Origin of the sequence: Amycolatopsis panacis, from assembly GCF_003600245.1 — a bacterium.
GTDB classification, from domain to species: domain Bacteria; phylum Actinomycetota; class Actinomycetes; order Mycobacteriales; family Pseudonocardiaceae; genus Amycolatopsis; species Amycolatopsis sulphurea.
Window position 1 is genome coordinate 1 of record NZ_QZFV01000011.1, and the last position, 10,235, is coordinate 10,235.

The following is a 10,235-nucleotide window of genomic DNA, read 5'->3' on the forward strand; positions in this document are numbered from 1 at the left end:
CTTCACGGACTCTGAGTCCGTCAGGGGCACCCTCACGGACCCGAAACCGGTCGGGCAGCCACGGCTCTCTCTGCTGATCACGGGTCTGCGACCAACTTTGCCGGGGCCCTGGACTCAGAGGCTGTGAAGGGACCCTTCACAGCACATCCATTCCTCGCGGTGTGGTCACCGACGTACTCGGCGCTCGTGTCAGCCGGACCAGCCGTTGAGCCGGTTGAGCAGCCGTTCGAGCACCTCCGGATCGGCACCCACCGGGTCACCGGAGACCGGCTCGTCGACCAGCGTGCGCCGGTCGCGGCGGTGCGGCAGCCGTACTTCGCCCGCGGTCAGCCCACCCGGCAGCGACACCTCGCACCAGCTCACCCGGCCGCCGCCGGGACCGGGCCGGACCCCGATCCGCTCGTCGCGCGGCGCTCGCGGGGCGAGCAGATCGTCCTCGACCTCGACCAGCAGCACATCGCCCCGCAGCCGCAGCCGCACGGTGAGGAACGCGGGCCTGGCCGGATGGCTCTGGTCGACCACCTCGCCGACGAGATGCGCCGCGGTCGCGGCGGCCTCGTCGAGCACGGACTGCAGGGACCAGTCCGTGAGGAGCAGCCGGACGAACAGTTCGGTACAGGAGACCGCGCTCGGCTGCGCCACCAGCCGGAGGTCGTCCACCTGGGTCGTGCGCGTGCTCAAGCGTCACCCTTCCTCGTCGGCCCGCGGCCCGGATGACCGGGAACCGTGCGGGCATCATGCCACCGTGGATACGCCCGCTCACGGCGGGGCAGGACCGGGCGCCCCGCTCAGCGCCGCCGCCCGACCCGGCGACTCACCGCGACCGCCGGAAAGGCGAGCGCGGTACCGGCGGCGAGGGGAAGTCCCTGCTGCCATCCGGGCGCGCCGAGGGCCACGGCCTGCTGCGGATCCTGCGCACTGACCACACCCCAGCGCGAAGGCGGCAGCACGATCAGCCGGGCCTTGCCGATCACCTCGTCGACCGGGACCGTGCCGTTGGTGCCCCCGCCGCCCTGGCAGCGCGAATCGCACGAGTTGTTGCGATTGTCGCCCATCACCCACAGGCTCCCGTGCGGCACGGTGACCGGCGCGAACGGCCTCTGCACCGGATTCGCCGGGTCGATCCCATGCAAATAGGGCTCGTCGAGCGGCTTCCCGTCGACCAGCACCCGGCCCCGCGCGTCGCAGCACTGCACCGTCTGCCCGCCTACCGCGATCACCCGCTTGACGAAGTCGCGTTCGTCCGGGGAGGCGAAGCCGATCAGCGAACCGAGCCCCTGCCCGAGCCCGGCGAGGAACCCGGGCGAGGGCCGCGGCGCGGACTCGGCCGAGGTCCACCACGGCGGCCCGCGGAACACCACCACGTCGCCGGGCTCGGGATCGGTGAAGTCGTAGGTGATCCGGTCCACCAGGACCCGGTCCCCGAAACAGCCGTCGCATCCGTGCAGGGTCGTCTCCATCGAGGAGGACGGGATCAGGAACACCTTCGCCACGAACTGCTGGACCACGACGGTGAGCACCAGCGCGGCGCCGACGAGGATGAGCAGCTCCTGCCAGAACGGGCGTTTCCGCTTGGCCCGCTTCCGGTTCGTGCCGTCCGGGCCGCTTTCGCCGGGTGCGTTCGCGCCGCCGGGATCGGGCCGCTCGCGCGGTTCCGGTCCGATTCCGGCGGGCTCGGGGTCACGGGGGAAGAGGTCTGCCACCACGCTAGGCTACCGACTTCCCCTACGGTGCGTCGCCGCGGCGGTGCGGTGCGTGTCTCCACAGTGGACCGGACGGCGCCGGGCGGTCGATTGCGGCGGTGTGGCGGCGGCCGTATGGGGGCAGGTCATGATCACGACGGCCGGGGACGGCCGTCCGGGCGGGATGGAGACAGGGTGAGAGACCGGAAGATCACCGCGCTGCTGGCGGCGGCGGTCGCGACGGTGGCCGCGGCCGCGACGATCGGGTTCGCGGGCACGGCCGAGGCGGCGGGCGCGCCGTGCAGCGCGAAGGCCAAGGCGTGCGTGAAGCTGTCGGCGAACAAGGCGTGGCTGATGAAGGGCGGGAAGGTGGTCCGCGGCGCGGTCCCGGTGACCGTCGGGCGGCCGGGGCACCTGACCCCGACCGGGACCTTCACCGTGCAGTGGAAGGATCTTCACCACCACAGCAAGGAATACAACGCGCCGATGCCGTACTCGGTGTTCTTCACCACCACCGGCGTCGCGTTCCACGAGGGCAGCCTGAAGGTCCAGTCGCACGGCTGCGTGCACCTCTCGCACGAGGACGCGGTGGCCTTCTTCGACTACCTGCGCCCGAGCGACATCGTGGAGGTCGTGGGCTGACCGTCCACATCGGACGATCAGCGCGGATCAGGCGACCGCCGCCGGCCGGCGGAAGGCCTGGCGCCGCAACCGGGTGAAGGCGCGGGGCAGGTTCAGCGCGAACACCGCGGTGGTGCGGCCGTCGCGCCGGAAGGTCGCGGCGAAGGCTTCGTCGCTCGCGGTGCCCTCGGTGACCACCAGCTCGTCGCCCGGTTCGGGGTGACCGGCCAGCTGGAGGGTGCCCGAGTACTGGTCGGACCATACGTAACCACTTGGCTGGTACTCGCGTACGACGTGTCCGGCCAGCAGGTTCGCCACCGCCACCGGGGCCTGTTCACTGGCATTGGTCCAGTGTTCGTGCCGCTGCCGCCGCCCGGTCCCTGTCGAGGCGCATGCGACGTCGCCGACCGCGACCACGTTCGGCAGCTCGGTCACCAGTCCGGCGGAGGTGGGCACGCCGTCGTCGGCGGCGAGGCCGGAGCCGGAAAGCCACTCCGTCGCGGGCACCATGCCGATCCCGGTGACGACGACGTCGGCCGGGAGGGTCTCGCCGGAGGCGAGCCGGACGCCGGTCACCCGGCGTCCGGCTCCGTCCGCGCGCGTGTCGAGCCCGTCGACGGCGGCGTGGCAGCGCAAGGTCGTGCCGTGCCGCTCGTGCAGCCGCGCGCAGGCTTGCGCCAGCATGGGTCCGAGCACCCGGACCAACGGGGTTTCGAGCGCTTCGAGAACGGTCACGTCGAGCCCGAGCGTGCGGCACGTCGACGCGACTTCCGCGCCGATGAACCCGCCGCCGACGACCACCACCCGCGCGCCCGGCACCAGTTCCTCCCGCAGCGCCACCGCGTCGTCGAGGGTGCGCAGCACGTGCACCCCGCGGACGGACTCGGTGCCGGGCAGCCTCCGGGCACGGCCGCCGGTCGCGACCACGACCCCGTCCGCAGCGATTTCCCCGTCGGACAGGACCAGTCGGCCCGTGGCCGCGTCGAGACGTTCGGCGCGGGTGCCGAGCCGGAGCTCCAGGCTGCCGAGATCGTCGCTGTCGAGCAGTTCCAGAGATTCCCGCGAAGCAGTGCCGGCAAGAAAAGCCTTGGACAGCGGTGGCCGGTCGTAGGGGAGATGCGGCTCTTCGCCGATGAGGACGACCCGTCCGTCGAAGCCCTGTGCGCGCAGTTCCTGGGCGGCGCGGGCGCCGGCCAGCGAAGCGCCGACGATCGCGACCGTCTTCACGCGGCGTCCTCGGCCGCTTCGGCCCGGACGTAGATGACGCCCTCGTCCACCAGCACCGGGTAGGTCCGCACCGGCTGTTTGGCGGGCAGGCAGCTCGGCATGCCGGTACGCAGGTCGAACAGCGCGGCGTGCAGGGGGCATTCCACGAAGCAGCCCTCCAGCCAGCCGTCCGCGAGCGAGGCGTCCTGGTGGGTGCAGGTGTCGCTGATCGCGTAGAACTCGCCGTCGGCGTTGAACACGGCGATGGGCTCGGGCCCCGCGATCCGGACGGACTCACCCGGGGGCAGCTCGTCCACTGTGCACGCGCGCAGCATCTTGTCCTCCGACCAAAGGAGTGGGATTTGTTGCGTATTAAGGAACAACGAACGTGATACGCAACAGAGTGTGGAGCGTGCGCGGAGTGCCGTCAAGGGCTTCGGGGGACGAGTTTTGTGGCCGGGAACCGAGGGGGAAACCCGTGGTCGGAGGCCGGTTCCGGTGATCGGGTGACGGCCGGGGGTCACGGCTTGACAGCGCCCGTCCGTCGCCGCATCGTGTTCCGGGCACAGCAACACAGCGCATCATGCGCAACAACTGCAGTTCGTCTCCGGGCGTCGCCCGCCTCCGCCGATCCGGCCCCTTCCGAGAGGAGCACCGCCGGTGACCACCACCGACCTCCCGCAGAGCCTGCTGCCCACGTTGCCCGGGCGGCATTACACCGACCCCGGGATCTTCGCGCGGGAGCAGGAGCGGATCTTCGAAACCGAGTGGTTCTGCGCGGTGCGCAGCGCCGATCTGGCCGCGCCGGGCGACTTCGAGACCGTCCAAATCGGACGGGAGAGCGTGCTGCTCGCCCGGGGCCGGGACCAGCGGCTGCGGGCGTTCCTGAACGTGTGCCGGCACCGCGGGGCGCGGCTGTGCACCGAGGAGACGGGCTCGGTCAAGCGCGCCTTCCAGTGCATGTACCACGCCTGGACCTACGGGCTGGACGGGAAGCTGATCGCCGCCCCCAACCTCACCGGAATGCCCGATGTGGATCGCACCGAGTACGGGCTCACCGCGCTCGCGCTGCGCGAATGGCTCGGGTACGCATGGGTGTGCCTGGCCGAGGAGCCGCCGTCGTTCGAGGACACCGTGATGGCGGACGTGAGCGCGCGGCTCGGCGGACCGGGGGAGATCGAGGCGTACGGGATCGAGGGGCTGGAGCTGGGCCGCCGGATCGAGTATGACGTGCGGGCCAACTGGAAGCAGATCATCGAGAACTTCATGGAGTGCTACCACTGCGCCACGATCCACCCGGAGCTGACCGAGGTGCTGCCGGAGTTCGCGGACGGCTATGCCGCGCAGTACTACGTGGGCCACGGCGCGGAGTTCGGCGAACAGATCGCCGGGTTCACCGTGGACGGCAGCGCCGGCGTCGACCGGCTGCCCGGGGTGGGCGCGCACCAGGACCGCCGGTACTACGCGATCACCGTGCGGCCGCAGGTGTTCGTGAACCTGGTGCCCGATCACGTGATCCTGCACCGGATGTTCCCGCTCGCCCCGGACCGCACGCTGGTCCGCTGCGACTGGCTGTACCTGCCCGAGGTGGTCGGCTCCGGGGTGGACCTGTCCCGCTCGGTCGAGTTGTTCCACCGCGTGAACCAGCAGGATTTCGAGGCTTGCGAACGATGTCAGCTCGCGATGGGCTCCCGCGGCTACGCGCGCGGCGGCGTGCTGGTGCCGAGCGAGCACCACATCGGCCTGTTCCACGACTGGGTGCGCGGACGGCTCGGGGAGCAGCCGTGAAGCGGCACTTCACGCTCGTCCTGCAGTGCCCGGAGCGCGCGGGGCTGGTGCACGCGGTCACCAGGTTCCTGGCCGGGTACGGCTGCGACATCGTGGAGCACCAGCAGTTCGACGACGACGTGCACGGGCAACTGTTCCTGCGTACCGAATTCACCGCGGGTGCAGAGCTGACGGCAGACGAGCTGAACCGTGCGTTCGCCCCGGTCGCGGTGGATTTCGGGATGCGGTTCCGGTTCTGCGCGCCGACCCCGGACCGGATCCTGGTGATGGTGTCGAAGGCCGGGCACTGCCTCAACGACCTGCTCTTCCGCTGGCGCGCCGGGTCGCTCGGCGGGGACATCGCGCTCGTGGTGTCCAATCACGAGGATCTGCGCCCGATGGCCGAAGCGTCCGGGGTGCCCTTCGCGTACGTGCCGGTCACCCCGGACGGCAAGGCCGAGGCCGAGCAGCGGCTGCTGGATCTGGCCGGCGAGTACCGCGTGGACCTGGTCGTGCTGGCCAGGTACATGCAGGTGCTCTCGGATGGGCTGTGCCAGAAGCTGCAGGGCCGGGCGATCAACATCCACCATTCGTTCCTGCCCGGATTCAAGGGCGCGAAGCCCTACCACCAGGCCTACGACCGCGGGGTGAAGTACGTGGGCGCGACCGCGCACTACGTGACCGCCGAACTGGACGAAGGCCCGATCATCGAGCAGGAGGTGCAGCGCGTGGACCACAGTCACTCGCCGCGATCGCTGGCCACCGTCGGCCGCGACGCCGAAGCGCTCGCCTTGTCCCGCGCGGTGCGCTGGCACTGCCAGCGGCGGGTTCTGCTGGCCGGCACCCGCACCGTCGTCTTCCGCTGACTTTTCCGCTATCCCAGGGGAGTTCCCATGACCCGTGTGGTGATCATCGGCGCCGGCATCGTGGGCGCGAATCTCGCCGACGAACTGACCGCCCGCGGCTGGACCGACGTGACGGTCCTCGACCAGGGCCCGCTGCCGCTGACCGGCGGCTCCACCTCACACGCGCCGGGGCTGGTGTTCCAGACCAACGCGTCGAAGGCGATGACCGAGTTCGCCTCCTACACCGTGCGGAAGCTGCGGGAGCTGGAGGTGGACGGACTGCCGTGCTTCAACCAGGTCGGCGGAATGGAGGTGGCGACCACTGCGGCGCGGTGGGAAGACCTGAAGCGCAAACAGGGCTGGGCCACCTCCTGGGGCGTCGAAGCGGAGCTGATCGACCCGGGCGAATGCGCCGAGCGGTGGCCGCTGCTGGACAGCGACCGTCTCTACGGTGCGCTCTACGTGCGCACGGACGGGCTGGCCAAGGCGTCTCGTGCGGTGGCTGCGCTGATGCGGCGGGCGCAGTCCCGTGGCGCGCGGTTCGTCGGCGAGACCAGGGTGACCGGCATCCTCCAGGCGCACGGGCACGTCACCGGCGTGCAGACCGCGGGCGGGGAGGTCCTGGCGGACATCGTGGTGTCCTGCGCGGGGTTCTGGGGCCGCGAGATCGGCGAGATGGTCGGAATGCCGGTGCCGTTGCTCCCTCTGGCGCACCAGTACGCGAAGACCGGCCGGCTGCCCGAGCTGCGCGGCCGCAACACCGAAACCGGCGAAGCGAGCATGCCGATCCTGCGGCATCAGGACCAGGATCTCTACTTCCGTGAGCACGGCGACCGGATCGGTATCGGCTCGTACGCGCATCGCCCGATGCCGGTGGACGAGTTCGCCGAACCGGGCCGGGTGACGGAGTCGGCGATGCCGTCGATGCTGCCGTTCACCGAGGACGATTTCGCGCCGTCGTGGCAGGAGAGCACGCTGCTGCTGCCCGCGCTGGGCCGGACGAAGGTGGAGGAAGGGTTCAACGGCATCTTCTCGTTCACCCCGGACGGGCAATCCCTGGTCGGCGAGTCGTCGCAGGTGCGCGGATTCTGGCTGGCCGAGGCGATCTGGGTGACGCATTCGGCCGGGATCGCGAAGGCCGTCGCCCAGACCCTCGTGCACGGGCGGGCCGAGACCGATCTGCACGAGCTGGACCTGCACCGGTTCGAGGACGTGCAGCTGGCGCCGGAGTACGTGCGGGAAACCGCCCAGCAGAACTTCGTGGAGATCTACGACGTGCTGCACCCGTTGCAACCCAGGCTTTCCCCGCGTGAGCTGCGCGTGAGCCCGTTCCATGCCCGGCAGCGTGAACTGGGCGCGGTCTTCCTGGAAGCCGGCGGCTGGGAACGGCCGCACTGGTTCGAGGCGAACGCTTCGCTGCTGAAGGATCTGCCGCACGATTACCTGCCACCGGCACGAGACGGCTGGGCCGGGCAGTTCCACTCGCCGATCGTCGCCGCGGAGGCCTGGCACACGCGCAACGGCGTGGCGCTGTACGACATGACCTCGTTGAAACGGGTCGAGGTCAGCGGCGCGGGAGCGCTGGAGTTCCTGCAGGGACTCACGACGAACCAGTTGGACAAGTCGGTCGGCTCGGTCACCTACACGTTGATGCTCGACGAGGCGGGCGGGGTGCGCAGCGACATCACCGTGGCCCGGCTGGGGCGGGACCTGTTCCAGGTCGGCATCAACGGAAACATCGACGTCGCCTACCTGCAGGGGCACGCGCCGGAGACGGTGCGGATCCGGGACTGTACCGGCGGGACGTGCTGCATCGGCGTGTGGGGGCCGCTCGCGCGGGATCTCGTGCAGCCGTTGTCGCGGGAGGACGTGTCGCACACCGGGCTCAAGTACTTCCGCGGCCGCCGGGCACGGATCGCCGGGGTGCCGGTGACCATCCTGCGACTGTCCTATGTGGGCGAACTCGGCTGGGAAATCTACACCGACGCGGACAACGGCCTGCGGTTGTGGGACGCGTTGTGGGCCGCGGGCCGGGACCTCGGAGTGATCGCGGCGGGCCGGGCGGCGTTCAACAGCCTGCGGCTGGAGAAGGGCTACCGGCTGTGGGGCACGGACATGACCACCGAGCACGACCCGTACGAAGCGGGCGTCGGCTTCGCGGTCCGGCCGGCGAAGGGCGAGTTCGTTGGACGGGACGCGATCGAAGGCCGCAGCGAGGACGCCGCGGCCCGGCGGCTGCGCTGTCTCACCGTCGACGACGGCCGGACAGTGGTGCTCGGGAAGGAACCGGTGTTCGTCGACGGTGTCCCCGCGGGGTACGTGACGAGCGCGGCTTACGGCTACACCGTCGGCAGGCCCATCGCCTACGCCTGGCTGCCCGGCACGGTCGGCGTCGGGGACGCGGTGGAGATCGGCTACTTCGGCCGCCGCGTGGCCGCGACGGTGGCCGCAGAACCCCTGGTCGACCCGGAAATGACCCGGATCCGCCGGTGACCCGGGGCCGAACGGGAGGAGCACCCGCGATGCGGGACCAGATCGTCAGCGATTTCCTGAGTTCCCTGGCACGGCCCGCGGTGCCGGGACCGGCCGGGGCGACCGTTGCGGCACTCGCCGTGGCACAGGCCGCCGCGCTGCTGAGCCGGGCCGCGGGCGGGCACGCCGAAGCGGACCGGCTGACCCAGCTCGCGCTGCGGCTGGCGGAGAAGGACGCGCACGCGGTCGCGCATCCCTCCGGCAGCTGGGCCGAACCCGCGGCGGCGGTCGTCGGCGCGGCCGGCGAGGTGGTCGCGCTCGCCGGGCAACTGGTGTCCACTGTGGAGCATCCGGCGCGGGCCGATGTGTGTGCGGCGGCCGAGATGGCCCGTTCGTCCGCGGTCGCCGCGGGGGTCGCGGTGGCGGCGCGGGACGGCGTCGCCCCGGATCTCGACGACCTTGCCGAACGTGTGGCGCAAGTGACCGGGGAAGCCCGCTCAGCCGGGGTGTGAGCGCGCCGAGCGGGGGAGTGGCAAGATCTGCGGTGCCCCCGAGACGCTGCAGTGAGGATTGCCGGATGGCTGTGCCGCCCCTGCTCACCCTGAACAACTCCGTCACCATCCCGCAGCTTGGCTATGGCGTGTACAAGGTGCCCGCCGACGAAGCGGTGAAGGTGGTCTCGACCGCGATCGAGGCCGGTTATCGCAGCATCGACACTGCGACGCTGTACGGCAACGAGGCAGAAGTCGGCGCCGCGGTGCGCGAGTCGGGCATCCCTCGCGAAGAGTTCTTCGTGACCACGAAGCTGTGGAACTCCGAGCACGGGTACGACAGCGCGCTGCGCGCGTTCGACCGCAGCGCCGAAGCGCTCGGCCTGGGCGTCGTGGACCTGTACCTGATCCACTGGCCGCAACCCGGTCTCGACCGGTACGTCGAGACTTGGCGCGCGCTCGAACAACTGCTCAGCGACGGCCGGGTGCGGGCGATCGGCGTGTCGAACTTCGGCATCCCGCACCTGCGCCGCCTGCTGGACGAGACCGGCGTGGTGCCCGCGGTGAACCAGGTGGAGCTGCACCCGTGGCTGCAGCAGGTGCCGCTGCGGGAGTTCCACGCCGCGCACGGCATCGCGACCGAGGCCTGGGGCCCGCTGGCCCGTGGCCGGATGCTGGGCGAACCGGTGCTCACCGGGCTGGCCGCGAAGTACGGCAAGACCCCGGCCCAGCTGATCCTGCGCTGGCACCTGCACAACGGCGTGATCGCCATCCCGAAGTCGGCCAACCCGGCGCGGATGCGCGAGAACCTCGCGGTGTTCGACTTCGAACTGGCCGACGACGACCTGCTCGCCCTCGCCGAACTGGACGACGGCACCCGCACCGGCCCGGACCCCGACCGGATCTGACACCACCTGCCGCGCGGCCGGTCCCCCCCGACCCGCCGTTGCCCGGCTCAGCAGCCGTGAAGGCCACCTTCACGGACTCTGCGGCCAGGGTGTCGGCAAAGTTGGTCGGGGACCCGGCGGTGGGCGATGCGCAGGTGTGTGAGACCACCTCGTGGCGTGCGCCGGACCGGTTTCGGGTCTGTGAAGGGACCCTTCACAGACTCAGAGTCCGTGAAGGGTCCCTTCACGGACCTCTACACCGAC

Annotated in this window: 10 protein-coding genes; 6 read left to right on the forward strand and 4 right to left on the reverse strand. The window is 70.9% G+C overall.

The window, feature by feature from the left end; genetic code table 11:
* Positions 1–189 precede the first annotated feature (189 nt).
* Both D5S19_RS01180 and lepB read right to left on the reverse strand, forming a co-directional pair.
* Positions 190–681 carry an ATP-binding protein gene (locus D5S19_RS01180; RefSeq protein ID WP_120021469.1) on the reverse strand — a complete coding sequence of 164 codons (492 nt, stop codon included), beginning with the start codon at positions 679–681 and terminating at the stop codon, positions 190–192.
* A gap of 107 nt (positions 682–788) precedes the next feature.
* Positions 789–1,703 carry a signal peptidase I gene (lepB, locus tag D5S19_RS01185; protein WP_233573650.1) on the reverse strand — a complete coding sequence of 305 codons (915 nt, stop codon included), beginning with the start codon at positions 1,701–1,703 and terminating at the stop codon, positions 789–791.
* 174 nt (positions 1,704–1,877) lie between these two features.
* Between lepB and D5S19_RS01190 the strand changes: the two genes are divergently transcribed.
* On the forward strand, positions 1,878–2,324 hold the full coding sequence (locus D5S19_RS01190) for a L,D-transpeptidase (protein WP_233573651.1): 447 nt from the start codon (positions 1,878–1,880) through the stop codon (positions 2,322–2,324).
* A 27-nt stretch (positions 2,325–2,351) separates the two neighbouring features.
* On the opposite strand, the gene D5S19_RS01195 is transcribed toward D5S19_RS01190, so the two are convergent.
* Both D5S19_RS01195 and D5S19_RS01200 read right to left on the reverse strand, forming a co-directional pair.
* Positions 2,352–3,530, reverse strand: coding sequence for an NAD(P)/FAD-dependent oxidoreductase (locus tag D5S19_RS01195; RefSeq protein WP_120021471.1), 1,179 nt, complete (start codon positions 3,528–3,530; stop codon positions 2,352–2,354).
* On the reverse strand, positions 3,527–3,844 hold the full coding sequence (locus D5S19_RS01200; protein WP_120021472.1) for a bifunctional 3-phenylpropionate/cinnamic acid dioxygenase ferredoxin subunit: 318 nt from the start codon (positions 3,842–3,844) through the stop codon (positions 3,527–3,529). Before D5S19_RS01200 ends, D5S19_RS01195 begins: the two co-directional genes overlap by 4 nt.
* A 325-nt stretch (positions 3,845–4,169) precedes the next feature.
* Between D5S19_RS01200 and D5S19_RS01205 the strand changes: the two genes are divergently transcribed.
* From D5S19_RS01205 to D5S19_RS01225, 5 genes are all read left to right on the forward strand, one after another.
* Complete coding sequence (locus tag D5S19_RS01205) at positions 4,170–5,297, forward strand: aromatic ring-hydroxylating oxygenase subunit alpha (RefSeq protein WP_120021473.1); 1,128 nt, start codon at positions 4,170–4,172, stop codon at positions 5,295–5,297.
* Complete coding sequence (purU, locus tag D5S19_RS01210; protein ID WP_233573652.1) at positions 5,294–6,142, forward strand: formyltetrahydrofolate deformylase; 849 nt, start codon at positions 5,294–5,296, stop codon at positions 6,140–6,142. Before D5S19_RS01205 ends, purU begins: the two co-directional genes overlap by 4 nt.
* 27 nt (positions 6,143–6,169) lie before the next feature.
* Positions 6,170–8,614: a GcvT family protein gene (locus D5S19_RS01215; RefSeq protein WP_120021475.1), complete on the forward strand. Its 2,445-nt coding sequence runs from the start codon at positions 6,170–6,172 to the stop codon at positions 8,612–8,614.
* Between the two features lie 29 nt (positions 8,615–8,643).
* Entirely contained in the window at positions 8,644–9,105 is a 462-nt protein-coding gene (locus D5S19_RS01220) for a hypothetical protein (protein WP_120021476.1), read from the forward strand.
* Positions 9,106–9,170: 65 nt separating this feature from the next.
* Positions 9,171–9,992, forward strand: a complete 822-nt coding sequence (locus tag D5S19_RS01225) for an aldo/keto reductase (RefSeq protein WP_120021477.1) — start codon at positions 9,171–9,173, stop codon at positions 9,990–9,992.
* Positions 9,993–10,235 lie beyond the last annotated feature (243 nt).

Coding starts and splice junctions, on each gene's coding strand:
- D5S19_RS01220 (WP_120021476.1), top strand. CDS start 8,644: ATGCGGGACCAGATCGTCAGCGATTTCCTGAGTTCCCTGGCACGGCCC.
- D5S19_RS01215 (WP_120021475.1), top strand. CDS start 6,170: ATGACCCGTGTGGTGATCATCGGCGCCGGCATCGTGGGCGCGAATCTC.
- D5S19_RS01225 (WP_120021477.1), top strand. CDS start 9,171: ATGGCTGTGCCGCCCCTGCTCACCCTGAACAACTCCGTCACCATCCCG.
- D5S19_RS01200 (WP_120021472.1), bottom strand. CDS start 3,844: ATGCTGCGCGCGTGCACAGTGGACGAGCTGCCCCCGGGTGAGTCCGTC.